Annotated in this window: 21 protein-coding genes, 1 tRNA gene, 1 pseudogene and 1 other annotated feature; of the genes and pseudogenes, 11 read left to right on the top strand and 12 right to left on the bottom strand. The window is 65.3% G+C overall.

Annotated features, from left to right (window positions below):
- Window positions 1–26 precede the first annotated feature (26 nt).
- Window positions 27–902: a DMT family transporter gene (locus EV687_RS03825; protein WP_162846538.1), complete on the bottom strand. Its 876-nt coding sequence runs from the start codon at window positions 900–902 to the stop codon at window positions 27–29.
- Between the two features lie 263 nt (window positions 903–1,165).
- On the opposite strand from EV687_RS03825, the gene EV687_RS03820 reads away from it, so the two are divergent.
- From EV687_RS03820 to dtd, 4 genes are all read left to right on the top strand, one after another.
- Window positions 1,166–2,059 carry an EI24 domain-containing protein gene (locus tag EV687_RS03820; RefSeq protein ID WP_122226513.1) on the top strand — a complete coding sequence of 298 codons (894 nt, stop codon included), beginning with the start codon at window positions 1,166–1,168 and terminating at the stop codon, window positions 2,057–2,059.
- A gap of 222 nt (window positions 2,060–2,281) precedes the next feature.
- Entirely contained in the window at window positions 2,282–4,024 is a 1,743-nt protein-coding gene (locus tag EV687_RS03815) for a M14 family metallopeptidase (protein WP_122226512.1), read from the top strand.
- Window positions 4,025–4,059: 35 nt separating this feature from the next.
- On the top strand, window positions 4,060–5,076 hold the full coding sequence (locus EV687_RS03810) for a P1 family peptidase (RefSeq protein ID WP_122226511.1): 1,017 nt from the start codon (window positions 4,060–4,062) through the stop codon (window positions 5,074–5,076).
- A 33-nt stretch (window positions 5,077–5,109) separates the two neighbouring features.
- Complete coding sequence (dtd, locus tag EV687_RS03805; RefSeq protein ID WP_122226510.1) at window positions 5,110–5,547, top strand: D-aminoacyl-tRNA deacylase; 438 nt, start codon at window positions 5,110–5,112, stop codon at window positions 5,545–5,547.
- Between the two features lie 147 nt (window positions 5,548–5,694).
- Here the strand turns inward: dtd and EV687_RS03800 are convergent, their stop codons facing one another.
- The gene (locus tag EV687_RS03800) at window positions 5,695–6,582 is read right to left on the bottom strand and encodes a DMT family transporter (RefSeq protein WP_122226509.1); all 888 of its coding nucleotides are present in this window, start codon (window positions 6,580–6,582) and stop codon (window positions 5,695–5,697) included.
- A 132-nt stretch (window positions 6,583–6,714) separates the two neighbouring features.
- Here EV687_RS03800 and EV687_RS03795 point away from each other — a divergent pair, with 132 nt between their 5' ends.
- Together EV687_RS03795 and hrpA are read left to right on the top strand one after the other, a co-directional pair.
- Window positions 6,715–7,605, top strand: coding sequence for an AraC family transcriptional regulator (locus tag EV687_RS03795; protein ID WP_122226508.1), 891 nt, complete (start codon window positions 6,715–6,717; stop codon window positions 7,603–7,605).
- Between the two features lie 132 nt (window positions 7,606–7,737).
- Window positions 7,738–11,964: an ATP-dependent RNA helicase HrpA gene (gene hrpA, locus EV687_RS03790; RefSeq protein ID WP_122226507.1), complete on the top strand. Its 4,227-nt coding sequence runs from the start codon at window positions 7,738–7,740 to the stop codon at window positions 11,962–11,964.
- Between the two features lie 38 nt (window positions 11,965–12,002).
- On the opposite strand, the gene EV687_RS03785 is transcribed toward hrpA, so the two are convergent.
- Both EV687_RS03785 and EV687_RS03780 read right to left on the bottom strand, forming a co-directional pair.
- On the bottom strand, window positions 12,003–12,422 hold the full coding sequence (locus EV687_RS03785) for a DUF2076 domain-containing protein (RefSeq protein ID WP_122226506.1): 420 nt from the start codon (window positions 12,420–12,422) through the stop codon (window positions 12,003–12,005).
- A 100-nt stretch (window positions 12,423–12,522) separates the two neighbouring features.
- A complete protein-coding gene (locus EV687_RS03780; RefSeq protein WP_122226505.1) occupies window positions 12,523–12,795 on the bottom strand; it encodes a helix-turn-helix domain-containing protein in 273 nt (90 codons plus the stop codon).
- Between the two features lie 233 nt (window positions 12,796–13,028).
- Between EV687_RS03780 and EV687_RS03775 the strand changes: the two genes are divergently transcribed.
- Window positions 13,029–13,400, top strand: a complete 372-nt coding sequence (locus EV687_RS03775; RefSeq protein WP_122226504.1) for a helix-turn-helix domain-containing protein — start codon at window positions 13,029–13,031, stop codon at window positions 13,398–13,400.
- A 43-nt stretch (window positions 13,401–13,443) separates the two neighbouring features.
- On the opposite strand, the gene EV687_RS03770 is transcribed toward EV687_RS03775, so the two are convergent.
- The 4 genes from EV687_RS03770 to poxB all read right to left on the bottom strand — a co-directional run bounded on the left by EV687_RS03770 (window position 13,444) and on the right by poxB (window position 17,483).
- Window positions 13,444–13,803, bottom strand: coding sequence for a hypothetical protein (locus EV687_RS03770; RefSeq protein ID WP_242612508.1), 360 nt, complete (start codon window positions 13,801–13,803; stop codon window positions 13,444–13,446).
- A 108-nt stretch (window positions 13,804–13,911) separates the two neighbouring features.
- Complete coding sequence (locus tag EV687_RS03765; RefSeq protein ID WP_122227176.1) at window positions 13,912–14,757, bottom strand: PhzF family phenazine biosynthesis protein; 846 nt, start codon at window positions 14,755–14,757, stop codon at window positions 13,912–13,914.
- Between the two features lie 225 nt (window positions 14,758–14,982).
- Entirely contained in the window at window positions 14,983–15,540 is a 558-nt protein-coding gene (locus EV687_RS03760) for a BPSL1445 family SYLF domain-containing lipoprotein (protein WP_242612455.1), read from the bottom strand.
- A 218-nt stretch (window positions 15,541–15,758) separates the two neighbouring features.
- Window positions 15,759–17,483 carry a ubiquinone-dependent pyruvate dehydrogenase gene (poxB, locus tag EV687_RS03755; RefSeq protein WP_122226502.1) on the bottom strand — a complete coding sequence of 575 codons (1,725 nt, stop codon included), beginning with the start codon at window positions 17,481–17,483 and terminating at the stop codon, window positions 15,759–15,761.
- Window positions 17,484–17,755: 272 nt separating this feature from the next.
- Between poxB and EV687_RS03750 the strand changes: the two genes are divergently transcribed.
- Window positions 17,756–17,843, top strand: a tRNA-Ser gene (locus EV687_RS03750).
- An 85-nt stretch (window positions 17,844–17,928) separates the two neighbouring features.
- Window positions 17,929–19,149: pseudogene (locus EV687_RS03745) on the top strand (IS3 family transposase).
- Window positions 18,207–18,323, top strand: a sequence feature (AL1L pseudoknot). It overlaps the preceding pseudogene by 117 nt.
- A gap of 182 nt (window positions 19,150–19,331) precedes the next feature.
- Here EV687_RS03745 and EV687_RS03740 read toward each other — a convergent pair.
- Window positions 19,332–20,996, bottom strand: a complete 1,665-nt coding sequence (locus tag EV687_RS03740) for a (2,3-dihydroxybenzoyl)adenylate synthase (protein ID WP_207226371.1) — start codon at window positions 20,994–20,996, stop codon at window positions 19,332–19,334.
- Window positions 20,997–21,010: 14 nt separating this feature from the next.
- On the opposite strand from EV687_RS03740, the gene EV687_RS18880 reads away from it, so the two are divergent.
- Window positions 21,011–21,187, top strand: a complete 177-nt coding sequence (locus EV687_RS18880; RefSeq protein ID WP_162846537.1) for a hypothetical protein — start codon at window positions 21,011–21,013, stop codon at window positions 21,185–21,187.
- A gap of 35 nt (window positions 21,188–21,222) precedes the next feature.
- Here EV687_RS18880 and gltS read toward each other — a convergent pair whose 3' ends face one another.
- The 3 genes from gltS to EV687_RS03725 all read right to left on the bottom strand — a co-directional run bounded on the left by gltS (window position 21,223) and on the right by EV687_RS03725 (window position 24,356).
- On the bottom strand, window positions 21,223–22,479 hold the full coding sequence (gene gltS, locus EV687_RS03735) for a sodium/glutamate symporter (protein ID WP_242612454.1): 1,257 nt from the start codon (window positions 22,477–22,479) through the stop codon (window positions 21,223–21,225).
- Window positions 22,476–23,543, bottom strand: coding sequence for an Lnb N-terminal periplasmic domain-containing protein (locus tag EV687_RS03730; protein ID WP_242612453.1), 1,068 nt, complete (start codon window positions 23,541–23,543; stop codon window positions 22,476–22,478). The genes gltS and EV687_RS03730 overlap by 4 nt, the downstream gene beginning before the upstream one ends.
- 93 nt (window positions 23,544–23,636) lie before the next feature.
- Window positions 23,637–24,356 carry a TetR/AcrR family transcriptional regulator gene (locus EV687_RS03725; RefSeq protein WP_122226500.1) on the bottom strand — a complete coding sequence of 240 codons (720 nt, stop codon included), beginning with the start codon at window positions 24,354–24,356 and terminating at the stop codon, window positions 23,637–23,639.
- A gap of 212 nt (window positions 24,357–24,568) precedes the next feature.
- On the opposite strand from EV687_RS03725, the gene EV687_RS03720 reads away from it, so the two are divergent.
- Complete coding sequence (locus EV687_RS03720) at window positions 24,569–26,047, top strand: efflux transporter outer membrane subunit (protein WP_122226499.1); 1,479 nt, start codon at window positions 24,569–24,571, stop codon at window positions 26,045–26,047.
- Window positions 26,048–26,052: the final 5 nt, after the last annotated feature.

Genomic DNA, 26,052 nt, shown 5'->3' with positions numbered 1-26,052 from the left:
TCGGCCCAGGCTCTTCGGGTCACCCTTCAAGCAGGCTTGCGCCAGTTCATCAAGGCCCCTGCCAGGCCGCTGGCGGCGATCATCAGGATGCCCAGCGTCGAGAGTGTGTCGGGGATGGTGCCAAAGAACAGCCAGCCCAGCAGCACGGCAAAGCCGATCTGCGCATACAGATAGGGCATCAGCACCGTGGCTGGTGCGTGGCGATAGGCCTGTGCCAACAGCATGTGGCCGATCGAGGCGGCCAGGCCACCGCCGGCCAGCGCCAGCCAGTGCGTCCAGTGAATGCCGGCCAGATGCTGCCAGAAGAAAGGCAGCACCACCGAGACCACCACCAGCCCGATCAGGCCTGTGTACAGATGAGTGGTCAGGGTGTCGTCGTAGCGCGAAAGATGCGCGGTGATCAGCAGGAACAGCACGTTGGCGGCGACCTGGGCCAATGGCAGCAGCAACACCCACTCGAAGGCCATGCCGCCGGGCCGGATGATCACCAGCGTGCCCGCCAGCGCCAGGCCGAGCAGCACCCAGCGGATGGGGGGCAGTTTTTCATGCAATACCCACAGTGCCAGCACCGAGACGATGATGGGCGCGATGCTGGCGATGGCCGTGAACTCCGCAACCTTGATGTAGCGCAGGCCCAGGAAGGCAAAACCACTGGTGAGGATATAGCAGCAGGCTCGGGCCACTTGCCACGGCCAGTTCTGGCTGGACGGCAGCCAGTAGGGATGCTGGCGCCGGATCATCAACAGCGTCATGGCGGTCTGGATCGCATAGCGCACCCACAGCGCCACCAGCAGCGGAATGACGCCGGATACATAGCGGGAGCTGCTGTCGAGCAGTGCGAAGAAGAGCACGGCCGAGAGGACCAGACTGATGCCGGTCAAGGCGGAAGCGGGGGTGGACATGCGGAAGCGAAAAGAAAAGGCGAACGCCCAGTGGCCGCCGGGCGAAAGGCCATGGAGGCTGCCGGCCCGCGCGGAGCCGCCACTGTACGCCAAATGGCCGGCGTGCGCAGCCGGATACCGAGGCATGCGGCTCGGCCGGTCGTCCTGCCGCGCCTGCCTCGGCCGCCATCTGCCTGCCTGTTCCTACACACAGGGGCGCCCGCTTGGGGCAAGATACGCGCTTGATCAACAACACACGCCCAATTCCTGGCTGCAAAGACCCCATGAAACGCATGTTGGAAGCCTTCTCGCGCGCTCTGGTGGACAGCTTCCGCCCCCGCGTGATCGCCATATCGCTGTTGCCGCTGGGCCTGATGCTGGCGGCCGGTCTGTTGCTGGGCTACTTCTATTGGGCACGCGCCGTCGCCGGTGTTTCCACCTGGCTGGACTCGAGTGCCGGCTGGTTGTGGGTGGGCTCGACGCTGGCGCAGATCGGGATCGATAATGCCACGGCTTTTTTTGCTCCGCTGCTGGTGATTCTGGTGGCGACACCGCTGCTGGCCGTGCTCAGCCTGCTGGTGGTGGCAATGTTCATGAGCCCGGCGCTGGCGCGCAGTGTGGCGAAGCGGCGCTTTCCGGACCTGGCGCGGCTGGGCTCGGGAGGCTTCTGGGCCAGCGCCGGCTGGACGCTGCTGTCGACCGGACTGGCGCTGCTGGCGCTGCTGATCACGCTGCCGCTGTGGTTGATCCCGCCGCTGGCCCTGATCGTGCCGCCCTTGATCTGGGGCTGGCTGGCCTTTCGCATCCTGAGCTTCGACGCGCTGGTGCAGCACGCCACGGCGGCCGAGCGGCGGCTGATCCTCGAGCAGCACCGCTGGCCGCTGCTGGTGATGGGCATCGTCTGCGGCTTCCTGGGCGCCGTGCCCAGCATCGTCTGGGCTTCGGGGTTGCTCTTCGTGCTGGCATTTCCGATCATGGTGCCGCTGGCGATTTTCATCTACACCTGGGTTTTTGCGCTGTCGGCGCTCTGGTATGTGCACTACGTGCTGTGGGTGCTGCAGGAGTTGCGGGCCGGCTCGGCGGATGCCGGCGCGGTGGTGGTCGAGGCCGAACCGGTGGTTCTGTTGCCGGCGCCCAAAAGCGATGCCGCTGCGGCGCCGAGCCATGATGCACAGTAAGAACCGGTTCAAAAGGAGCTGCACGCCACGATTTTTTCAGTGACGCCTCATGAAAAGATCGTGAGCGGCTTCTCGGTCCGGCCTCTGTGGCCTATGGTATGGTTGGCAGGCTCCAAGATAGAACAGGCTGTTCAAAAGCTGATGGTGGTGCACGGCGGCGTCCGAGTGTGGACGTGGGCCGATGGGAACGTCGCCTGCATTGCCCCATTCGAGAGATACAAAATGACTGTGATGCACACCAAGGATGAAAAACGCCAGCGCAAGGCCGCCTGGCTGGGGCGCGGCTCGGTGCTCGCGCTGGCCGTACTGCTGGCGGCGTGCCAGACCACACCGCTGCCGCCGTGGCCGACCACACCCGGCCAGCCCGGTCAGCCCGGTCAGGTCACCGCCCCGGATGTGCCAGCGCAGGCGCCTGGCAGCACGGTGCCGGGTTACAGCGCCGCTGTGGCGGCGCGCTTTCCCGATCCGCCACAGCGCTATGCGACTCCCGGCCTGCAGGAGCAGCGCAGCCATTTCACCACCAACGAGGAAATTCGCGCTTTCCTGGCAGATCTGGCGCAGCGCCCGGCAACCGGTGTGTCGGCCCAGGTGGTGTCGCTGGGGCGCTCACAGCGCGGTGCCGACATCCACGCGATCCTGATGACGCGCGGTGCCCAGGCCACCGCGGCGGGCTTCGAGCAATCGCGCAAGCCGACCGTGCTGTTCATCGGTCAGCAGCATGGCGACGAGCCGGCCGGCAGCGAAGCGCTGCTGGTGGCGGCGCAGCAATTGCTGCAGGGACCATGGAGCCCGGTGCTCGATCAGATCAACGTGATTCTCGTGCCGCGTGCCAATCCGGATGGCGCAGAGGAAGGTGAGCGTGCGCTCGCCAACGGCATCGACCTCAACCGCGACCACCTGTTGCTGCGTACGCCCGAGGCCCGGGCGCTGGCGCGGCTGGTGCAGGACTACCGGCCCATGGTCATCGTCGACAACCACGAATACACGGTGGCAGGGCGCTTCCAGCAGAAGTTTGGCGCCGTGCAGGCGTATGACGCGATGCTGCAGTACGCGAACACGCCCAATATCGGGGAGTTCGTCACCAAGGCTGCCGACGAGTGGTTCAGCAAGCCCCTTTTCGCGGCATTGGAGGCCGAAGGCCTGACGGCACAGTGGTACTACACCACCTCACAGGACCCGCAGGACCTGAGCCTCGCCATGGGAGGCATCCGCCCCGATACGGGCCGCAATGTCAATGGCCTCAAGAACGCTGTCAGTCTGTTGATCGAGACGCGTGGCATCGGCCTGGGCCGCACCCATATCCAGCGGCGTGTGCACACCCACGTGGTGGCAGTGCGCAAGGTGCTGGAGCAAACCGCGGCGCGGGCCGGCCACCTGAATCAGGTGCGCTCGTTCGTGGCGCGTGATGCCGCATCCCAGGCGTGCCGCGGCAGCCTGGTGATCGACGCGGCCCAGACCCAGGAGCAGCGCCGCATCACCATGCTCGACCCGGTTAGCGGTGCCGATGTGGTGCGCGAACTGCCCTGGAAATCCTCGCTGCAGACCCGGCCCACGCGAGAGCGCACACGCCCCTGCGGCTACCTGCTGGCCAGCTCCGAGAGCGATGCCATCGCGCGCCTGCAGGTGATGGGTGTTTCGGTGTTGCGCGTGGCCGAGGCCGGCAGCGTGCAGGTCGAGCGCTACAACGAAGTCTCGCGCAGCCAATCGGCCCGCGAGGATGTGCGTGGCAGCCTGACGGGGGAGGGGGAAGTCATCCAGGTGGATGTGCGCCTCAACCCCGAGCGCGTCGACGTGCAGCCCGGCAGCTTCTACGTGCCGATGGGCCAGCCGCTCGCCTACCTGGCGGTGGCGGCGCTGGAGCCGGATACGCAAAACAGCTATTTCGCCAACCGCATCCAGCGCGACCTGGGCAATCTGGTGCGCGTGACCGAGCCGCCGGCGCTGATTTTCGAAGAGGTCGAATGACCCCGGCGGTTTGTTGCCGCAGAACTGGCGCCTGAATGCCATCCGATTTTGATGCGCGGCTGCAGCGCCCGAGCTGCATCACTGATGTGGCGGGTATCCAGGCCGGTCATGCTGCCATGGCGGCACGTGCCACCGGTTGCACCGTCGTGCTGGCGCCCGAAGGGGCGGTGGCCGCAGTCGATGTGCGCGGTGCCGCCCCTGGCACGCGCGAGACGGATTTGTTGGTGCCCGGAAACCTGGTCGAGCAGGTGCATGCCATCGCCCTGTGCGGCGGCAGCGCCTTCGGGCTGGATGCCGCACAAGGCGTGATGCATTGGCTGGAGCAGCGCGGTATCGGCCTTGATGTCGGGGTGGCGCGGGTGCCCATCGTGCCGGCGGCCGTGCTGTTCGATCTGCTGATCGGCGATGCCCGCGTCCGGCCTGATGCCGCCTGTGGCTACGCGGCCTGCCAGGCTGCTGGAAGCGCACCGCTGGTCAATGGCAATGTGGGGGCGGGAAGCGGCGCCGTGGTCGGCAAGATCTTCGGCCTTGCGCGGGCCATGCGCGGCGGCATCGGTTCGGCCTCGGTGCGCTGCGATGGCGTGACCGTCGGCGCTGTGATCGCCTGCAACGCACTGGGCGACGTGCGCCACCCCGTGAACGGCCGCGTGCTGGCTGGTGCGCGCGAGGCCGCCGATTCGGCTCAGCTGTGCGATGCCCACGCCAGCCTGCTCGCTGGCGCGCGGCCATTGCCGGCGCTGGCCGGCACCAACACCACCATCGGCGTGATCGCCACCGACGCCAGGCTCGAGAAGACGCAGGCCCAGCGCCTGGCCATGCTGGGCCATGACGGCCTGGCGCGCAGCATTGCGCCGGTGCACACCATGTCCGACGGCGACACGCTGTTTGCCATGGCCACCGGTCGCGCCGGAGGCTCGCCCGGCATGATGGTGCTGGCCGCGATGACGGTGGAGGCCGTGGCGCTGGCGACCGTGCGGGCCGTCCAGGCCGCTACCGGCTATCGTCAGGGAGACCTCTGGTTGCCCGCCGTGGCGGACCTCGCCGCAGGCTGACAATCGGCCCCAAAAACGGATGGAAGGAGTGACATGCTGGCGCTGATTCAACGCGTGACGCGTGCGCAGGTGCGCGTGGACGCCGAGGTGGTGGGAGCGATTGGCACGGGGCTGCTGGTGCTGGTCTGCGCGGAGCCGCAGGACGGCGAGGCACAAGCCGACAAACTGCTCGGCAAGCTGTTGCGGCTGCGCATTTTCCCCGATGCGCAAGGGCGCATGAACCGCAGCCTGCAGGATGTGCAGGGTGGATTGCTGCTGGTGAGCCAGTTCACGTTGGCAGCCGATCTCAGGAGTGGCACCCGGCCCGGCTTCTCGCATGCCGCGCCACCGGAGCTGGCGCGGCGGCTGTACGAGTATTTGCTGGCCCAGGCCCACCAGTGCCATGCGTCTGTGGCCAGCGGTGTTTTCGGCGCGCACATGCAGGTTGAGTTGCTCAACGATGGGCCAGTCACGATTCCCTTGAAGATTTGAAGATCAGCGGCCGTATGACATTCAATGGAGGTCGTTCATCGGAGTGCTGTGGTGAGGATTGGCCATCAAGTGGCCTCAGTCCTCACATGAATGATCCGCAAGTGGCGCGCAATCGGCATGGGTTTTTCGTTGTCGGCCGTACTCACTTCATGGCCTGCCGGCTGTGCGCCGGGGAGGCCGAAACACCAGCACATTGCCGGCCAACACCAGACCCAGCCCCAGAATGGCAGGCAGGCTCCACTGGTAGCCCTCAAAGAGGGAGGAAATGGCCAAGGCCACCAATGGGAAAAGCACCGTGCAGTACGCAGCGCGTTCCGGACCAAGACGCCCTACCAGCTTCAGGTAGATGGTGAAGCCAATCACCGATCCGGCGATCGCCAGATACAGCCAGGTGGCCACGTACACGCCAGACCAATCGAAGCGCGCCGGCACGCCCGCGGCCAGGCAGCCTATCGCCAGTGCGGCAGCGCCCCATGCCATGCCCCAGGCGTTGGTCTGTTCAGGTGGTTGCCCCATGGCTTGCAATCGGGCCGACAACAGGTTGCCCATTGAAAACAGCATGGTGCCCAGCGTGGCCAGTGCCAGGCCTTGCGCGGCGCTGGTGCTGGCACCGTGGGCGCGAATTTCTGGCCAGAGCATGGCGGTGAGGCCGGTCAAGCCGAGGATGCCGCCCACGACAATGGGGGTCCGCAGGCGCCTGCCGAACAGAAGGCGCGCGCCAAGCGCATTCCACAGTGTGGCGGTGGAAAAAACCACCGCCACCAGACCGCTGGGAATGAAGCGGGAGGCATGCAGAAAGCAGATGAAGTTCAAGCAGAACAGGCACAAGCCTTGCATGGCAATCAGTGCCCAAGTCGCGCGCGGCGGCCGGCGCAGCTTGCCGGTCATGCGCAGCCACGCCATCAGCAGTGCTGCGGCCAGGGCAAAACGCCAGACGATGGACCACGGGATGGGAACCACACCCAGTTGCAGCTTGAGGGCCATCCAGGTCGATCCCCAGATCAGCACCGTTGTCAAGAAGAGATAAGGCGTCATGTCCGCCAGTGTGTGCGCAGGCCTTGCAATGCGATTGCACAAACCTGCGGTTTTGTGCCACATGTGCATGCGGATCGCGCCCCACAGGACTTGATAATTCCGGTGTCCGTGCGTTTTGCTTGTGTAACCCGAATGACCGCTTCTTCCCTCGCCCATTCCGTTTATGACACTCTGGGGCGCTCGCGCGCCAGGCTGCACCGGCATGCCGCCCTGGGCGATGGCATGCGGGTAGCACTGTGGTCCAATCAGCGCGATGCCGTGGGCTATTTGCCTGCGCACCATACGATTTCGCTCTACCTGCAGGGCGGGCGGGGTACTTTCCGCACGGACGCGCCGCAGGTTCATGGAGCCCCCGGCAAGTTGTGTTTGATGCCTGCCGGACACCAGGTGGACTGGGTCGTGGGCGAGGGCCAGGTCTTTCTGCATCTGTATTTCGAGCCGCAACTGCTGGGGCCATTGGTGTTGCGCCTGCTTGACCGCGAGCCGCGCGAGATGCAGTTGCCGGAACTGAACTTTGCGGAGCAACCACAGCTGGCCGCCATCGTCTCTCGACTGCACCTGCTGGACTGGAGCGACGACTGCCAACGTCTGGCGGCCAACCAGCTCGGCCATGCGGCGATGGCCTGTCTAGTGCAATCGCATATGCTCCGCCGCCCCGCTGCAGCCTTGCGGGGGGGCTTGTCGCCGGCCATGCGCAAGCGCCTGATCGAATGGTTGCAAGCGCATATTGCATCCCCGCTGACGGTAGGCCAGATGGCGGCGCAAGTGGCCTTGTCGGAACACCATTTTGCCCATGCCTTCGCCACCTCGTTTGGATGTGCCCCCCATGCGTGGCTGGCCGCGCGGCGGGTGGAGCATGCCGCTGCCCTGTTGCGGCAAAAGGTGTCGCCATGCCTGGATGCAATCGCTGCGGCTACCGGCCATGCGAACCCCAGCCATCTGGTGCGGCGTTTCAGGCAAGCCTATGGAGTCACGCCCGGCCAGTACCGCGCGGCGATGGCGCTACAGGCAGGCGATCTCTGAGAGCCTGTTTGCGATCTTTTCGCGGGCCACATTGCCCCGCCAGCCAAGCAGCGATTTCCATTGGGCTTGAACGACGGGATTCATGGCCACCTCGATGCGGATTGCGACGCAGGCGCGGATAATGCGGCCTCTATGCCGTCCATTGACTCTGCTGCCGACCACAAGAAATCCGGATTGCACACGCCTCAAGAACCTTCAGGAGAAGCGCAGGCATCTCCGCATGCAGGAGACGGCTTGGCTGGCTCGACCATCACCCGGCCTGCCACCCCGCTTGCCATCCGATTTCCAGACAATCTGCCCGTCTCCGCCCGCAGGCAGGAGATCGAGCGCGCGCTGCGCGAGCACCAGGTCATCATCGTCAGCGGTGAGACGGGCTCGGGCAAGACCACGCAGCTGCCAAAAATAGCGCTGGCCCTGGGCCGCGGCCTGGGACGCAGCCACAAGGATGGCCAAAGTGGCCGGCGCGGCCAGTGGATCGGCCACACGCAGCCGCGCCGCATCGCGGCCTCCAGCGTGGCCAAGCGCATTGCCGAGGAGTTGCAGACACCGCTGGGCGAGGTGGTTGGCTACAAGGTGCGCTTCAACGACCGGCTGGGTCCGCATGCCCGCGTCAAGCTGATGACCGACGGCATACTGCTGGCCGAGACGCAGACCGATCCGCTGCTCAAAGCCTACGACACACTGATCATCGACGAGGCGCACGAGCGCAGCCTGAACATCGATTTTCTACTGGGTTACCTGAAGCAGATCCTGCCGCGCCGGCCCGATCTGAAAGTCATCATCACCTCGGCGACCATCGATGCCGAGCGCTTTGCGCAGCACTTTGCCAGCCGCAAAGGGCCGGCGCCGGTGATTGCGGTTTCGGGGCGCACATACCCCGTTGAAGTTCGTTATCGGCCATTCGAGGAAAGTCGCGAGACGGACCTGAATACCGCCATCGCCGATGCGGTGGATGAGCTGTGGTCGGGGCGGGCACAGGGCGACATCCTCGTTTTTCTGCCTGGTGAGCGTGAAATCCGTGAAGCGGCCGATCACCTGCACAAGCACCTGGCGCACGATCCGCTGCGCCGCCACGGCGTCGTGCTGCCGCTGTTTGCGCGCCTCTCGCAGGCCGAGCAGGACCGGGTGTTCGAGACCGGCGGGCCGCCGCGCGTGGTGCTGGCCACCAACGTGGCCGAGACCTCGCTGACGGTGCCCGGCGTGCGCTATGTGGTCGATGCCGGCACGGCGCGCGTCAAGCGCTACAGCTACCGCAACAAGGTCGAGCAGCTGTTGGTCGAGCCCATCAGCCAGGCCGCAGCCAACCAGCGCAGCGGACGTTCGGGCCGCGTGGCCGATGGCATTGCGATCCGTTTGTACGAGGAGGCCGGCTTTGCCAGCCGCCCACGCTTCACCGACCCGGAAATCCTGCGTTCCTCGCTGGCAGGCGTGATTCTGCGCATGAAGTCGCTGGGTCTGGGGGCGGTGGAGGATTTCCCGTTTCTCGAGGCGCCTTCCGCCCGTGCGATTACCGATGGCTACCAGTTGTTGCAGGAACTGGGGGCGATGGATGAGGCGCACCAGCTGACCGACACCGGGCAGCAGATGGCGCGCCTGCCTTTGGACCCGCGTGTGGCCCGCATGCTGCTCGAAGCCAAGGCGCGTGGTGCACTGCAGGAGGTGCTGGTGGTGGCAGCGGCGCTGTCGGTGCAGGACGTGCGCGACCGCCCGCTGGACAAGCAGGCCCAGGCCGACCAGCAGCATGCGCGCTTCGACGACGAGAAAAGCGAGTTCGTCAGCTACCTCAAGCTGTGGCAGTGGATCCATGATGCGCGCGGCGGCAAGACGGGCGGCCTGCCGTCGGCCAGGCAGCAGGCCATGGCCGCGGCACAAGCCAGGAAGGCCGGCAAGAACCATGCGGCCTTGCCGGTGGCGCAGCGCAGCGCGCCCGCCAATGACGCGGGCAGTGCCGGCACTCCGTCTGAGACCCAGCCTGCCCAACGCCTCTCCAATCGCCAGTACGAGCAATTGCTGCGCGCCAGTTTCATCAACATCCGCCGCGTGCGCGAGTGGCGCGACATCCACCAGCAGTTGACGGCTGCCGTCACCGAGCAGGGCTGGAAGCCGCAGGCGCAGCCAGGGCCGGCCTCGTATGAGGCGCTGCACCTCTCGCTGCTGGCCGGGTTGCTGGGCAACGTCGGCTTCAAGCAGGACGAGAACGACCATTACCTCGGCGCGCGCGGCATCAAGTTCTACCGCCACCCCGGCGCGCATCTGCGCAAGAAGCCCGGGCGCTGGGTGGTCGCCGCCGAACTGGTGGAAACCACGCGCCTGTTCGGCCGCGAGATCGCCAACATCGAGCCGCAATGGCTGGAGGAGGTGGGCGGTCACCTCCTCAGGAAGCAGTTGCTCGATCCGCACTGGGAGCAGAAGGCCGGCGAAGCTGTGGCGCTGGAGCGCGCCACGCTGTACGGCATCGTGGTCTACAGTGGCCGGCGCGTGCCCTATGAGCGCGTCGACCCCGCGGCCGCGCGCGAGATCATGATCCGCCAGGCGCTGGTGCAGGGCGACTATGCGCCCGAATGGGAGCGCAAGTTCCCGTTCCTCGCCACCAACCGAAAGCGCATTGCCAAGGTGGAAGAGCTGGAGCACAAATCGCGCCGCCAGGACGTGCTGGTGGACGAGGAGCTGATCTACGCCTTCTACGACCGGCTGATTCCCGAGGCGGTGGTCAATGGCCGCCAGTTGGAGCACTGGTACCGGCAGGAGCGCAAGCTGCAGCCGCAGTTGCTGGAGCTGCAAAAGGACGAGTTGATGCGGCATGAAGCCGCCGGCATCACCACGCAGGCCTTCCCGCCCACCATCAAGCTGGCCGGCATGGACCTGAACGCCAGCTACCTGCACGAGCCCGGCAACCCGCGCGATGGCGTCACCATCACCATCCCGCTGTATGCGCTCAACCAGGTGCAGGAAGAGCGCGCCGACTGGCTGGTGCCCGGCATGCTCAAGGCCAAGATACAGGCGCTGATCAAGAGTCTGCCGCAGCGCCCGCGCTCGCGCCTGCTGCCGCTGGCCGAAACGGCGGAGACCATCGCCAGCACCTGGATGGACGAGGGCCGCTTTGGCCAGGGCGACCTGGGCGAACGCCTGCGCCAATGGGTGCGTGGCAAGACCGGGCTGGAGGTCAAACCGACCGACTTCAAGGCCGACATGCTCAGCCCGCACCTGTTCATGAACTTCCGCGTGGTCGACGAGCATGGCCGCCAACTGGGCCAAGGCCGCAATCTGGCCGCGCTCAAGGCCGAATGGGGCCAGCAGGCCAGAGGCGCCTTCCAGGCCTTGGCCGGCCTGAAGCTGGCGGCCAGCACCGATGCCGCACCGGACACCGAAGACACCCAGGCCGACGCCACGAGCCAGGTGCCGCACGGACAGCCCGTCCCCCCCCATGCATCCAACAGCCAAGGTGGTCAGGCCGGTGGGAAAGGCGCATCGGCCAACCAGGCCGATCGCCACAGCGACATGGGCGAGCCCGAGCAGCGTCACGCCAGCTGGAGCTTTGGTGAACTGCCAGAGATCATGGAATGGGGCAAGGGCAGCAAGAAGCTGGTGGGTTTTCCCGCGCTGGTGGACCAGCGCGATGCCGTCACCATCGAAGTGTTCGACGAGCCGGAGGCCGCCGCCAAGGTCCATCGCAAAGGTCTGGCGCGTCTGTTCGCACTGCAGATCAAGGATGCGCTCAAGTACCTGGAAAAGAACATCCCCGACCTGCAGAAAATGGCCGTGGCCTACATGCCGCTGGGCACGTTGGAGGAATTGCGCGCACAGGTCATCGCCGTGGCCATCGAGCTGGCCTTCCTGCAGGAGCCGCTGCCCATCAACGCCGGACAGTTCGAGCAACGCCTTGCCGAAGGCCGGCCGCGCCTGTCGCTGCTGGCACAGGAAGTGGCCCGCTTGGCCGCGCAGGTGCTGGCCGAGTATGCCCAGGTGGTGCGCAAGCTCAAGGACACCAAGGGCGCCGATGCCGCCGTGGCGGATATTCGGCAGCAACTGGAGCGGCTGATGGGCAAGCACTTCGTGCAGGCCACGCCGCAGGCGCATCTCAAGCACTTTCCGCGCTACCTGAAAGCCATGCTGATGCGCCTGGACAAATACCGCGAAGACCCGGCCCGCGACCAGAGTCGCCAGGCCGAGGTCGCTCCTCTGGAAGCGCGCTACCTCCGCCTGCTCGGCCAACGCAAGGGCCAGCAGGACGAAACCCTGCAGGACTACCGCTGGCTGCTCGAGGAACTGCGCGTGAGCTTCTTCGCCCAGCAATTGCGCACGCCGCAGCCGGTCTCGGTCAAGCGCCTGGACAAGGTCTGGGCGCAGGTGGTGGGGTGAGCCGGAGGCCGGTATGGATCGGCTTTGCAGGGCTGGTGTCAGCCCTGGATGTCGGGGCTCCGATTCAGTCGCTGTTGCAGATGACGGGCCGCCAGACTGGCGTTTGGCACCCCGTGGGGTGCGGCCGCTTTTGCGGGATGAGCGCCGTGGTCATGTTCCCGACCGGACGTGGCCGATGTTGCTGACACTGCCGCGCCCTTGCCGGCACAGCCCGCCTCCCGGCTTTCCTGGAATGCGGTGAAATGTGCACGGGCGCGCGCGACGACCTCACGCAGGGCACACACTGAAGCCTGCAGCGAGAGGATGTCCCTGACGAGGTAATAGCCGGCTTCCGGATGCTTGCGAAAATGCTCCTGGACATGGCGGAACATGTCCGCATCGATCGCTTGACCAGGCCGATGCAGCTGCTGGATCCGCTTGAAAAGGGTGTCAATGCTTGCTTGCTCGCTCTCAGTCATGCCCTTCCCTTATTTATTCCAGCGGTCTTGGCTCCCGGAGTCTCGCAAGACCCGCCGTGACATGGCGCCGCAGCCTCTTCAGTGAGCGGGAGCGGGGCGCTCATCCTGCTCGTCCATGCTTCTCGATGGATTCGATGTCATGGCGCGGAGCCCGTTCGGAGAAAGGCGCCTGTCGCTCCTCGGCTTCGAGCGGCCAGATTGCATCTACCGGTTTTTCCAGAATCCGGCAGATGAATTCCCGGATACGGATGCTTTTGACTCGGCCGGTGATGACCTGGTGGACGGATGCGGGAGTGACGTTCAGGTCACTGGCTATCCGCACCTGCGACCATCCCCTGATTCGCAAGGCCGCCTTGATTTCCTCGGGATGCATGCTCTGCTATCCTTCACCTAATAAATGAGGTTCTGCGTGGATGGCCCTGTTTTTGCCGATGCGGCATTGACAGGACACCGCCTCACCGCATCCATCCGGCGCATTGACTGACCCACCCGATGCTGCGGCGGTGGCCGCAGAACCCCTATCCCTCAGCCCTCGATTGAGGGTCGGCTTGGAATTATGTTAGTGCGGATATTTGCACTTGTCAATTTTTGTTTGCGGAAATCTGCATGATTGGAAGCCGACTGAAGCAAGAACGTGAGCGCCTTGGCTACACGCAGCCGGCGTTTGCAGAGTTCGCAGGTGCCAAGAGGCGCACGCTGATCGATTGGGAGAAGGGCGTCTCCTCGCCAACGGCCGTGCAGTTGTCCGGGCTGGCGCGTGCAGGAGCGGATGTGCTTTACATCCTGACAGGGGACAGAAGGCTTGCCTCCACCGTGCAGGAGCCGACACCATGGCTGCTCAATGATCGGCAGGCTGCTTTGTTGGGGCATTACCGGAAGCTGTCCGAGGCTGACAAGCAGGCATTGGAGCGCATTGCAGCAGCATTGGCGCAACTGGCGAAAGTGAATGCGGCAGACGGCGGTAGTGGTGTTGATTGAGCCATGAAATACAGGCCGCGCGGGCAACTGCGCGGCCTGTATTTCATGACGTGGCGAGATTCAGGAGACCAATGACTTGGCCACAGCGCATCGTCATGCGCTGCGGCAGCGAGCGCGGCCGGCCTTTGCAGGTGACGGCTCGCAAAGGCTTCAGGCAGCACCGTGGTGATGCGCTCCAGCGCTGTCCGGGTCGCCCTGGACGGCCACCCAGCGCGTGCCCAGCACCAGGGCTTCGAGCTTCTCGGTGGAGAACATCATCGCAGGCAGCAGGAAGCCGCTGTGCAACTGGTAGCCGATGCCGTGTCCACCATCGATTTGCCCGCCCTGGGCGCCCAGCACCAATGTCGCGGTAGAGCATGCGCAGGCTGACGCCCAGTCGGCGGGCCAGCGCAGCGCCTTGCACCGGATGTCTGCGACGGGCCAGTTCATCCAGCAGCTGCAGCAGCCGTGTGGCACGTGCGCCCACGGTCCTTTGCGCCTGCTTCGTGGTTGCGTGGATGGCCGTGCTGGATCACGGATCCTGCAGTTGCCCGCGCACCTGGGTGCGCGTCGCACCACCGATCCAGACCTGCCCATCTGCGTCCTGGCTGACATGCACCTGGCCATCGCGTCCGAGGCAGGAACCTTGCCTGGCCAGATAGGGGCCGCTCAATACCCCGCTGGCATAAAGCCATTGGGCGACGGAAGCATTGAGGCTGCCGGTTACCGGGTCTTCAACGATGCTGCCATGCTGGTCGCTGAAAAATGCGCGCACTTCCACGGCGGCCCCGCTGTCGGCCGGGTAGAGACCGACCACGCCGATGTCGATGCGTCGGGGCCAGGCACGCGCTGGCTGCAATGCCAACACCTGTGCAGCGCTCGCCAGTCGAATGCCCAGCCAGCCCGGACCGTTGTCGACCCATGCGGCTTCAGTTACTTCAGCCGCATCGATGCCCAGGAACCGCAGGGCCTCCTGCAACTCGGCGTGGGAGGGCGGGCCCGAGCGCCGCAGGGCCGGGGCGGCAAAGGCAAGATGCGGTCCTTCACGGCGGATGGAGACCAGACCGGCCCCGCACTCCTGCACGATGGCATCCGCATGCTTGGGAGCGTGGCCGGCGTTCAGCCAGGCGTGGCAACTGCCCAGTGTCGGATGGCCGGCAAACGGCATCTCCCGCTCCAGTGTGAAGATGCGCACGCGGTAGTCGGCCTCAGGGTGCGTGGGCGGCAGCACGAAGGTGGTTTCGGAGAGATTGAACCAGCGCGTGATGCGCAGCATGTCTTCGGTGCCAAGCTCTTCGCCGCCGAATACCACTGCCAGCGGATTGCCGGTGAGTGGTTGGGCGCCGAAGACATCGACCATTTGGATTGCCAGAGTCACGGGGCGTTCTCCATGCATGTAGGGGATGGGTTTGTCGCCTGATGCTGGATGCAGCAGGCGTCATGGGCAGAACGGCTGCGCTGGCATTGGCGGGAACTGCGATGATAGGTGCTTAGCGTCCGGCCGGCCCAGACCATAAAAAAGCACATGCAGGCAGAACCTGCATGTGCTGGTGGGGGGCGAATGAGCGGGATTGCGTTGGCAACTCCGCTCATCACGGCCTGGTCAAGGCTTGATGGGGGTGATTTTTGTGCCTTCGAGCGATACACCCGCTTCCAGGCCCACGTTGGTCAGCACGAAGCTGGTGACCGGCGCGTTGGCCGTGGTGGTGTCGATGTTGCCGCTGGCGCCGACACGGCCGGCCGTCACGGAGGCATCGGCACCGACCGAGAAGCCGTCGCTGGCGAGGAACTTCTCGAGTGCATCACGCGTGTTGAACACGTAGACGACGGCCTTGGATTGGCCACCAGCCTGCCAGCCGATGGAGGCACCGGTGGTGCTGTAGTAGCCTTGGTTGCGGCCACGCACGCGCAGCACGCCACGGCCGTGTTCGGCACCGACGACAAAGCTGCCGCCCACCACGGTGGGGAAGATCAGCACGCCGGGAGCGCGCTGGACCAGTTCCTGCGAGCCGGGCACGGCCTGATACAGACGGCTGAGCGTGGCGTCGGCGCGCTGATCGATGGTGGTGTTGTCCGAAGCCGGTGCGTGGGCAACGCCTTCATGGGTGGTGGTGCAGGCGCCCAGTGTGAGGCTGCCGACGGCGATGGCGGTTGCCAGCATGAGAGGTTTGCGGGAAATCATGATACGGCTCCTGTGTCGTGTCGTTGTGAATGGGATAAGCATATGGCTTGGGCGGCTGCTGTCGCGTCAGCCATATGCTTACATGGGTGCAGTCCAACAGCCCTTGGTCCAACAGCGCTTGTTTGGCAGATGAGGTAGCCACAGCTCGGGGCGGATCGTGCGCCGTGACCGGCTTGTGCGCTGGTTGCGGCCCTGGTTCAGCGGCGCAAATTGGTTTTGACGAGGTCGACGACCTCATCGCCGCGGCCATTGATGATGGCCTTGAGCATATAGAGGCTGAAGCCCTTGGCCTGCTCGGCCTTGATCTTGGGCGGCATGACCAGTTCCTGTTTGGCCGTCACTACATCCACCAATACCGGGCCAGGGTGGGCCAGCGCCTGGCGCAGCGTTTCTTCCAGTTGGGCCGACTCGGTCACGCGGAAAGCCGTGATGCCCATGGCCTGGGCCATGGCGGCAAAGTCGGGGTTTTGCAGGTCGGTGCCGCTGTCGAGGTAGCCGCCGGCCTTCATCTCCATGGCGACGAAGCCCAGCGAGCCGTTGTTGAAGACGATCACCTTGACCGGCAGCTTCAACTGCGCCAGCGAGATGAAGTCCCCCATCATCATCGTGAAACCGCCGTCGCCCGAGAGCGAGATGACCTGGCGATCTGGTGCGGCGGCCTGTGCGCCGATGGCCTGCAGCATGGCATTGGCCATGGAGCCGTGGCTGAACGAGCCGATCAGGCGGCGCTGGCCGTTCATCTGCAGGTAGCGCGCGGCCCATACCGTGGGTGTGCCGACATCGGCGGTGAAAATGGCGTCGGGTGCTGCCAGTTCGCTCACCAGCCGGGTCAGGTATTGCGGGTGGATGGACTCGCCCGCAGGTGCCGGCACCGCCAGCTCGTCCAGGCCCTCCCGAGCCTTGGCGTAGTGCTGCCTGGCGTTGTCGAGAAAACGCGAATCAGCCTGTGCCTGCAGGCGCGGCAGCAGCGCGGCGATGGTCTCGGCCACACCGCCGACGATGCCTTGCGTCAGTTGCACGCGTTTGCCCAGCGCGGCCGGATTGGTGTCTATCTGGATGACGGAGGCATCCTGTGGGTAGAAGGCGCGGTACGGGAAATCCGTGCCAAGCATCAGCACCGTGTCGCTGCTCAGCAGTGCGTGGTAGCCGGATGAGAAGCCGATCAGCCCCGTCATCCCCACATCGTAGGGGTTGCTCCATTCCACGTGCTCCTTGCCGCGCAATGCGTGCACGACGGGGGCCTGCAGCTTTTCGGCCAATGCCACCACCGCATCGTGTGCGCCGGCACAGCCGCTGCCGGCGAGGATGGTGGTGGCCTTCGACTGAGCCAGCAGCCCGGCCAGACGATCGAGTTCGGCATCGGCCGGTACGATGTGTGGCTGGCCGGGGGCCTGCCAATGCGGTTTGGCGCCTTGCGGGGCCTCGGCCAGCGCCACATCGCCTGGGATCACCAGCACGGCCACACCGCGCAGGCCCAGGGCGGCGCCCAGCGCGCGGTGCAGGATTTCCGGCAACTGCGCCGGGTTGGACACCAGTTCGGTGAACACACTGCACTCGCGGAACAGCTCTTGCGGATGCGTCTCCTGGAAATAGCCCAGGCCGACCTCGGAAGAGGGAATGTGCGCAGCAATGGCCAGCACCGGCACATGGTTGCGTTGGCAGTCGAACAAGCCGTTGATCAGGTGTAGATTGCCCGGTCCGCAGCTGCCGGCGCACACCGCCAGTTGCCCCGTTACCGCCGCTTCGGCGCCCGCGGCAAAGGCCGCCGTTTCCTCGTGGCGCACATGCATCCAGCGAATGCGCCCATCACGCCGCAGGCTGTCGTTGATTCCGTTGAGGCTGTCGCCCGTCACGCCCCAGATGCGCTCAACCTGCGCATTTGCCAGGGTCTGGACCAGCAGATCAGCGATACTCATAGCCATGGTGAATCCTCCTTTTCGGCCAAGGCGGCAGCCAACCATTTGTCACGCAGGGTGCTGACCGCCGCATCTGTTGTACCACTGCGGCAAGACATGGGCGTGTAGGCTGATGGCTTCAAAGCGGCATTGATTGCGGGCTGGAGGAGTCCGGACAGATGCAGACTGGTGACAGATGAGGGCCAGCTCGACAACGGGCTGGTGATCCGCCGCAAGGGGGGATAAACCTCAGTACAATAACCGGCTTCCCGCCTTCCGGCAGCGGGAAGTTCAATGTGGGAAGCGTGGCAGAGTGGTCGATTGCACCGGTCTTGAAAACCGGCAACGGGCAACCGTTCGTGAGTTCGAATCTCACCGCTTCCGCCAATCTGAAATATAAGCTATTGATTTATTTGACTTGTGAATCGCCCCCGGATTTTGAGGAGGCTCAACACTCTGAGAGGATTGAGTCATGAGCAAGTCGAAAAAGTTTTCACCCGAGGTGCATGAGCGCGCGGTGAGGATGGTGCAGGAGCACCGTGGGGAGTACCCGCCGTTGTGGGCGGCTATCGAGTCCATCGCGTCCAAGATTGGCTGCGTGCCGCAGACCTTGAACGAATGGGCTAAGCGCGCCGAGGTCGATGCCGGTGTGCGCGAAGGCATCACGACCAGCGAGGCGCAGCGGATGAAGGAGTTGGAGCGCGGGAATAAGGAACTGCGCCGGGCCAACGAGATACTGAAGCTGGCCATCGCGTTTTTCGCCCAGGCGAAGTTCGACCGCCGGCTCAAGTCCTGAAGGACTTCATCGACCGGCATCGCACTACGTTCGGGGTCGAGCCGCTCTGCAAGGTTTTGCAGGTCGCCCCGTCGGCATATCGACGCCATGCAGCGCTGCTGCGGGAGCCCTACAAGCGCTGTGCCCGAGCGGATCGCGACGAGGTGCTGGCGCCGCAGATTCAACATGTCTGGCAGGCCAACATGCAGGTCTATGGCGCCGATAAAGTGTGGCGGCAACTGGCACGCGAAGGCGTAGCCGTTGCACGCTGCACGGTCGAGCGACTGATGCGCAAGCTGGGGCTGCGGGGCGTGATGCGTGGCAAGGTCGTGCGAACCACGGTCGATGATGCCAAGGCCCAGTGCCCGCTGGACCGGCTCAACCGGCAGTTACGGGCCGAGCGGCCGAACCAGCTGTGGGTCAGCGACTTCATGTACGTCTCGACCTGGCAGAACTGGCTCTACATGGCTTTCGTCATCGACGTGTTCTCCCGTCGCATCGTGGGCTGGCGTGTGAGCAGCTCAATGCGGACGGACTTCGTGCTCGATGCGCTGGAGCAGGCCCTCTACGCCCGGCAGCCTGAGCGCGAGGGGAGCCTGATATGCCACAGCGACCGCGGATTGCAATACGTCAGCATCCGCTACACCGAGCGGCTTGCCGAGGCCGGCATCGAGCCGTCTGTGGGCAGCAAAGGCGACAGCTATGACAACCGCCTTGGCCGAGACCATCAAAGGCCAGTACGAGGAAAAGTTGATTCACCGCCGGGTGCCTTGGAAAACCAGGGAGGCCGTGGAGTTCGCCACCCTCGAATGGGTCTTCTGGTTCAACCATCATCGCCTGCTTGAACCCATCGGGTACATCCCGCCAGCAGAAGCCGAGGCAAACTACTATCGGCAGAACACCAGGGCGGTGGCCTGATTTGAATCAAACAGCCTTCGCGAATCCCGGGGCGATTCAAGTTGGCGTGCCCCGAAATGGGCGGCGCTTTCACCTGCAATGGCACCCACGTTGAGAGAGTGCTCATCGAGCCGTTGGGGATCGGCTTTGCTGGGCTCCGAGGAGGAATGGGCAAGAAATCTGGGCAAGCCCATCGCTGCATCTCAGCCTTTGTCCTGATCCAGCAGCTGTGCGCGCAGCCTCGTGCGCAGTTCCTTGCGGCTGGTCTTGCCGACGGCGGTGGTGTCGAAAGAGTCGACGAAGACGATCTGGTCGGGCACCTTGAAGGCAGCGACGCCGCGCTCGCGCATCCAGCGCTTGATGTCGGGCGAGCGCGGCGTTTCGCCGGCCTTGGGGATGATGAAGGCGCAACTGCGCTCGCCCAGGTACTCGTCGGGGATGGAAACCACTGTCGCATCGAAGACCTGGGGATGGGCCAGCAGCTGGTCCTCGATCTCCTCGGCCGAGACCTTTTCGCCGGCACGGTTGATGTGGTCGGTGGCACGGCCCTGCACGACGAGGTAGCCATCGGGAGTGCGGGTGACCACGTCGCCGGTGCGGTAGAAGCCGTCCTCGGTGAAGCTGCGGGTGTTGGCACCGTCGTCGTTGTGATAGGCGCGGATGGTGTAAGGGCCGCGCGTGAGCAGGTAGCCGGTCTTGCCGCTGTCGAGCGGGTGGCCGTGGTCGTCGACCACCAGTACCTCGTCGGCAGGGCTGATCGGGCGGCCCTGGGTTTCTATGATGGTCTCTTCCGGGTCATCCAGGCGCGTGTAGTTGACCAGGCCCTCGGCCATGCCGAAGACCTGCTGCAGCTGGCATTTGAGCCCGCCGATGACGCGCCGCGCGGCTTCTGGCGTGAGCTTGGCACCGCCGACCTGCAGCACGCGCAGGCTGGAGAGGTCATGCCCGGTGTTGGCCGCAGCCTGCGCCCACAGCAGCGCCAGTGGCGGTACCAGCCCGAGCGAATCGACCTTTTCCTGCGCAATCAGCGGAAATGCGGCTTCGGGCGAGGGCGAAGGGCTGAGCACCACGGTAGCACCGGCATAGAGGGCGCCAAAGGCGCCGGGCGAGCTCATCGGGAAGTTGTGCGCGGCTGGCAGCGCCACCATGTAGACGCTCGCGGGGGTGATGCCGCAGATCTCGTTGCTGGCGCGGAAGCTGTAGATGTAGTCGTCGTGCGTGCGGGGGATCAGCTTGGAGAGGCCTGTGCTGCCGCCGGAGATCTGCAGGAAGGCCACCGACTGCGGGTCGGCATCCTGCACCGGCAGCAGCGCAGGATGGGGTTCGAAGGCGTCGAAGGATGTGAACTCTCCGGCGTCGCCCGCGACGATGACGATGTGTTCGAGCGTCGGCCGTGCCGCCTTGAGTTCGCGCGCCAGGGTACGGTAGTCGAAGCCTTCGTACTGCTGCAGTGCGACGTAGGCCGAGGCTTCGGCCTTGCTGGCGAAGTGCGCGATCTCGGTGATGCGGTGTGCGGGCAGGGCATAGACCGGTACCAGCCCGGCGCGGAACAGGCCGAACACCACGCTGTAGAACTCGGGCACATTGCCCAATTGCACCACGACCCGATCACCGGGGGCAAGGCCCAGTGCCAGAAAGCCGGCCGCGGCGGTTTCGACCCGCCGCCAGAACTCGGCATAGTTCCAGCGCTGCAGCACGCCCTGCGTGTAACCGACGATGGCGGTGTGTCCGGCATGTTGCGCGGCATGTTCGCGCAGGAAGGCCGTCATGGTTTCGCCGCGCCAGTAGCCGGCTTCACGGTAGCGTTGCACGAAGTCGTCGGGCCAGACTTGCTGCAGGGGATGCTGGTATTGGCGGGTATCGGTCATGGTTGGAGTCATGGATGAAGCAAAACGCGGAAGATTCGATCATGTCACAACTGGACAGCAATCATTTGCAATGGGGTGGCGGCCCTGGCGGCCGCCATGACCGCATGCTGGCCATCCACAGCGGCGGTGGAAAACACTGTGGACAAGTTGTCAGCATGCGCGGGATGGCCCTCGGTGCGACGGTTCCGTGATGCTTTTTTGAGCACCTGGAGGATTGGTACCCGTTTCAGCGTGCCAGCACACCGACGATGAGGGCATTGACCAGGTCGATGAAGAAGCCACACACCAGCGGCACCACCAGGAAGGCGTGCGGCGCGGCGCCATAGCTGCGGGTGACCGCGCTCATGTTGGCGATCGCCGTGGCGGTGGAGCCGAGCGTGATGCCGCCGAAGCCGGCGCTGATGACGGTGGCCTCATAGTCGCGCCCCATCAGCGGAAACACCAGCAGCACGGTGAAGGCCACGGTCAGCAGCGTCTGCAGCAGCAACGCCAGGCCGATGAAGCCCAGCATGCCTTGCAGGGTCCAAAGCTGCAGCCCCATCAGCGCCATGGTCAGGAAGAGACCCAGGCAGATGTCGGAGATCAGCGCCACGCCCGGCTGCATGCTGGGCCAATGCCAGATGCGGCTTTGCCAGATGCGCTTGTGGATGGGCGAGATCACGTCGCCCAGGCTGCGGATGAGGATGCCCGCCATCAGGCAGCCGACGAAGTCCGGCAGATTCAGCCCCGTCAGGCGGATGGCGCCGCTGATGCTCTGGCCCAGCAGAATGCAGAGGTTGAGCCAGAACACCGCCAGCAGCACGCCGTAGTAGTCGATGCGGATGATCGACTCCTCCTTGTGCATGGCGCCCACTTCCAGCTCGGTCACGCTGGACGGCTGGATATGGTGGCGCTTCATCAGGTAGCTGGCGATCGGACCACCGATGCAGCAGGCGGCAATGGTGCCGATCATGTTGGCCGACAGGCCCACTTCCTGTGCGTTGGCGATGCCCAGCACATCCGTGAAATACGGGCTCCATGCCAGCGTGGTGCCGGCGCCGCCGGTCAGGGAAATGGAGCCGACCATCAGCCCAGCGCGGGCATCCATGCCGAAGCTGCCGGCCAGCATCATGCCGGCGAGGTTCTGCAGCACGATGAAAACAATGGCCAGCGCCAGCAGGATGGCCAGCGGCCGGCCGCCTTCGCGCAGCGTGCGCACGTCGGTGCCCAGGCCGATAGCGGCGAAGAAATACAGCAGCATCAGCTCGCGGGAATCGAGCGAGAACTGCACGCGCGTGCCTGCGGCATAGAACAGCACGCAGACCACGGCCGCGCACATCACGCCGCCAGCCACCGGGTCGGGAATGCTGTGGCGGCGCAGCCAGGCCACACGCTGTGTCAGTGCCTTGCCGACGAAGAGCAGCAGGATGGCCAGCGTTGCGCTGTTGAATGGATCGATGGTCAAGGTCTCGGGCAGGCGCGGCAGCATGGTCGGGGGATTCATGGCATTGGATCTGGCCGGACAATGCCCGGCACGCCCTGGCGGATGGCGGCGGAGAATGGCATGTCCGCCAGCGGGGATGCGGGGTCGTCGGTGGCGAGCGCGCGCTCGGTGACGCGGCCGGCGCGTTGCAACGCCTCGAAGCGGTAACCCGGGGCGAGGGCGCCCAGGTCATAGGCGTAACGTGCCAGGTGACCCGAGAGCAGCAGGCGCCAGTCGAGCGGCAAGCCCGGATCGAGCTGGCGGGCCAGCCCGAACACGATGGTGGTGCAGTTGCTGGTCAGCGAATGGTAGAAGTGCGGCCTGGCCTCGATGTCGGCCGCGGTGTCCAGGAAGCGCTCGAACCAGGGCCGCAACTGCGTCTTGGGCATATTGAGGCGGTAGAGGTAGACGTCCTCTCCGCGGGCATTGGTGCGGGTGCGCACGATGTCGTTCTCGTCGGCGGCGATCAGCACCAGCTCGAACTCCTTGAAGAACCCGCCAATCGAGGAGAACGCCTCCCCGCGCTCCTTGCGGATCTCGGCCGAGAACACCAGCTGGCGGCCATCGGCAAAGCCGAACGAGACCAGGGTATGGGCGATGTGCGGGCCCATCCAGTACGAGAGGATGAGATCCGCGCTGACCAGCGTGTCCAGATCGTACTGGCGGATTTCCCAGCGCACGTCGTAGTCGGTTTCGCTGCGCCATTGGAAGTTGCGCACGTTGTGCAGCGTTACCTGGCTGCCATGGCGCTCGGCGCTGAGCAGGCGCGCCACGTCATCGGCCCAGTCGCGCTGGTGGGAGGGAGCGAGGCTGGCCCACCACAGCAATAGCAGCAGCCAGGCGGTGCCCCATGCGCAGAGGCTGCGCCAAACCGCAGGTATTGGTACTGGCCGATTGTGATCATTCCGGTGCGTGCGCAATTGCCGGCACCAGCGCATGATGATCAGGCCCAAGGTCCGCAGGCCGAGTGCAAGCCAGGCCAGCATGACCAGAACGCGTCCCCATGGCGGCAGCGGCAGCTGGAACCACAGCGCCAGCGCACCCCATGCCAGCACGGCCAGCATGCCGCCAGCGGCGAGCAGCATGCCAGCGCCGCGCCAGAGTGGCCGGACTGCGTGTGCCTTGGCCGTCTCGGGAGTATTCAAAAGCGGGAGGTGTTCAATGCGTGGGGCGGCCTGTCATGCGCCGGCGCGCCGCGGACGGGATGCCCCAGCGCCAGGCTGACCGCTGGTGGAGCCATCGGCCGGCGCCGGCGGGCGCAGCATGTCCGTCAGCATGCGGCGGTGGGCTTGCCGTGCTTCGGCCAGCATGTTCGAAGGGGCCTGGTTGCCCAAGGCAATGGAGGCAGTCAACGCCATGATCGGCGGTGCATTGAGCAGTTCCGGATGTTCGGTCAATGCACTGCGCTGCAGGCGTCCGCGCGCAATGCATTGCTCGAAAACCGCGCGCTGCGCATCGATGAAGGTCTGGCGGTGTTGCAACAGCCAGGCCCGTGTCAGCTCGGGCAGACGGAAGCCTTCCGTGATCAGCAGGCGCACGATGGCCAGCGAGGCGGGCGTGAGAAGCTGCTCATAAAGCTCATCGAGGAAACGCTCGATCATGTCGGCGACGTTGTCCTGCTCGGCCATCAGAAAGGATTCGGCAATCAGGCGGGGCTGCAGCTGCCTGGTCAGCAGGGCTTCGAGCAATTGCTCCTTGCTGGCAAAGTGGGCGTACAGGCCGCCCTTGGAGAGGCCGGCGCGCTGCGCAATGTCGTCCATGCGCGTGCCGGCATAGCCGTGTTCGGAGAATTCGATCAATGCCGCATCGAGGATTTCCTCGATGCGTGCCTCGGGTTTGAGGCGGCGCCGTTTGCTGGGGGACGCGATGGCAGAGGCGAGGGCAGGTGAGGTGGGCATGATGTTGGCGGCCGGGAATGCGGGCCACGGCAGATTATCGCCGATGGCCGCAATTAACGACTTGGGGGTCGGCTATACTCTGAATCCGCTATCGACCTTCGGGTCGTTAATCTCTGTTTGACATTTCTCCGTTTGCCATTTGCAGGTCTTCGATGCGCACTGCTGTCCCACCTTTTCCCTCCTGCTGGCGAAACATTGCGGCAGTGGCTGCGATGGTGGCATTGGCCACACTGGCCGGTTGTGGCTCGATGGCCCCTGCCTACGACGCACCTGCGCCAGGCCTGCCCGAGCGGTATGGCCATGCCGCGGGGGCGGCGGATGCTGCCGCGGACCTGTTGGCCGCCGATCTGCCCTGGCAGCAGTATTTTCATGATGAGCAACTGCAGGCGCTCATTGCCACGGCACTGGAGAACAACCACGACCTGCGCACCGCCGTGCTGCGCGTGCAAGAAGCGCAGGCCGCTTACGGGGTGCAACGCAGCGCGCTGGCGCCCACCGTCGGGCTGGGGGCTGATGCCACGCGAGGACGGACGCCGGCCGAGCTGAGCCTCACGGGGCAGGCCTACACCGCCAACCAGCTCCAGGCCGGGCTGGGCATCAGCAGTTGGGAAATCGACTTCTGGGGCCGCATCGCCAGCCTCAACGAAGCGGCGCTGCAGAGCTTCTTGGCCACCGATGCGGCGCGGCGGGCCACCACGATGAGCCTGGTGGCGCAGGTCGCCAATGCCTGGCTGAGCCTGCGGGAAATCGACGAGCGCCTGCGCCTGGCGCAGCAGAGTGAAACCAGCCAGCGTGAGTCGCTGCGCATCTTCACCCGCCGCTTCGAGGTGGGTGCGGCCGCGCGGCTGGAGCTGACCCAGGTGCAGACGTTGCTGGCGCAGGCCGAGTCGCTGGTGGTGCAGTTGCAGCAGCAGCGCGAGGTGCAGTTGCATGCGTTGGACATCCTGCTGGGTGGCGCAGTGGTGCCGGCGAACCCGGTTGCGTCGGTGCACGGCAGTGGCAATGGGCCGGACAGCCAGGTGCTGCAGCCGCTGGCGCCGGGCCTGCCGTCGCAACTGCTGCAAAGCCGCCCGGACATCATCGCCGCCGAGCACCAGTTGCGCGCGGCCAATGCCAACATCGGCGCGGCGCGCGCGGCCTTCTTCCCGCGCATAACCCTTACGGCCTTTGGCGGTGTCGCCAGCAGCGAGCTGGACGACCTGTTCCGGGGCGCCAGCCGTGCCTGGAGCTTTGCGCCCAGCCTGTCGCTGCCGATCTTCGACGCCGGCCGCAACCGCGCCAACCTCGACCTGGCCGAGGTGCGCCGGAATCTGGCGGTGGTGCAGTACGAACAGACCGTCCAGAACGCTTTCCGTGACGTGGCGGATGCCTTGTCGGCCCAGCATTGGCTGCAGCAGCAGGTGCAGGTACAGCAGCGCGCGCTGGTGGCGCAGCAGGAACGCGCGCGTCTGTCGCGCCTGAGCTACGACAACGGCGCCTCCAGCTTTCTCGAAGTGCTCGATGCCGAGCGCAACCTGATTTCCGCCGAGCAGCAAGTGGTGCAGACGCGCCACGCGTTGCTGGCCAGCCGCGTGGCCCTGTATGCCGCGCTTGGCGGTGGCTCGAGCCAGCTGGCCGGAGCGCCGCTGCTGCCCGCGCCGCGCATCCCTGACGCCGCCCAACCTGCAACACCGTCTTCCTCAGTGGAGTGAACCCC

Origin of the sequence: Corticibacter populi (assembly GCF_004217315.1) — a bacterium.
Lineage (GTDB): Bacteria > Pseudomonadota > Gammaproteobacteria > Burkholderiales > Burkholderiaceae_C > Lampropedia > Lampropedia populi.
The sequence above is the reverse complement of the archived record's forward strand: the minus strand, read 5'-3'. Positions and strand labels throughout refer to the sequence as shown.

Bases quoted from the DNA above. Each gene is read 5' to 3' on its own strand.
- dtd (WP_122226510.1), top strand. From the start codon at position 5,110: ATGCTGGCGCTGATTCAACGCGTGACGCGTGCGCAGGTGCGCGTGGAC.
- EV687_RS03810 (WP_122226511.1), top strand. From the start codon at position 4,060: ATGCCATCCGATTTTGATGCGCGGCTGCAGCGCCCGAGCTGCATCACT.
- EV687_RS03775 (WP_122226504.1), top strand. From the start codon at position 13,029: ATGATTGGAAGCCGACTGAAGCAAGAACGTGAGCGCCTTGGCTACACG.
- hrpA (WP_122226507.1), top strand. From the start codon at position 7,738: ATGCCGTCCATTGACTCTGCTGCCGACCACAAGAAATCCGGATTGCAC.
- EV687_RS03800 (WP_122226509.1), bottom strand. From the start codon at position 6,582: ATGACGCCTTATCTCTTCTTGACAACGGTGCTGATCTGGGGATCGACC.
- EV687_RS03825 (WP_162846538.1), bottom strand. From the start codon at position 902: ATGTCCACCCCCGCTTCCGCCTTGACCGGCATCAGTCTGGTCCTCTCG.
- poxB (WP_122226502.1), bottom strand. From the start codon at position 17,483: ATGGCTATGAGTATCGCTGATCTGCTGGTCCAGACCCTGGCAAATGCG.
- EV687_RS03725 (WP_122226500.1), bottom strand. From the start codon at position 24,356: ATGCCCACCTCACCTGCCCTCGCCTCTGCCATCGCGTCCCCCAGCAAA.
- EV687_RS03760 (WP_242612455.1), bottom strand. From the start codon at position 15,540: ATGCTGGCAACCGCCATCGCCGTCGGCAGCCTCACACTGGGCGCCTGC.
- EV687_RS03730 (WP_242612453.1), bottom strand. From the start codon at position 23,543: ATGCTGCTCGCCGCTGGCGGCATGCTGGCCGTGCTGGCATGGGGTGCG.
- EV687_RS03740 (WP_207226371.1), bottom strand. From the start codon at position 20,996: ATGACCGATACCCGCCAATACCAGCATCCCCTGCAGCAAGTCTGGCCC.
- EV687_RS18880 (WP_162846537.1), top strand. From the start codon at position 21,011: ATGAAGCAAAACGCGGAAGATTCGATCATGTCACAACTGGACAGCAAT.
- EV687_RS03815 (WP_122226512.1), top strand. From the start codon at position 2,282: ATGACTGTGATGCACACCAAGGATGAAAAACGCCAGCGCAAGGCCGCC.
- EV687_RS03820 (WP_122226513.1), top strand. From the start codon at position 1,166: ATGAAACGCATGTTGGAAGCCTTCTCGCGCGCTCTGGTGGACAGCTTC.
- EV687_RS03780 (WP_122226505.1), bottom strand. From the start codon at position 12,795: ATGCATCCCGAGGAAATCAAGGCGGCCTTGCGAATCAGGGGATGGTCG.
- EV687_RS03720 (WP_122226499.1), top strand. From the start codon at position 24,569: ATGGTGGCATTGGCCACACTGGCCGGTTGTGGCTCGATGGCCCCTGCC.
- gltS (WP_242612454.1), bottom strand. From the start codon at position 22,479: ATGAATCCCCCGACCATGCTGCCGCGCCTGCCCGAGACCTTGACCATC.
- EV687_RS03795 (WP_122226508.1), top strand. From the start codon at position 6,715: ATGACCGCTTCTTCCCTCGCCCATTCCGTTTATGACACTCTGGGGCGC.
- EV687_RS03785 (WP_122226506.1), bottom strand. From the start codon at position 12,422: ATGACTGAGAGCGAGCAAGCAAGCATTGACACCCTTTTCAAGCGGATC.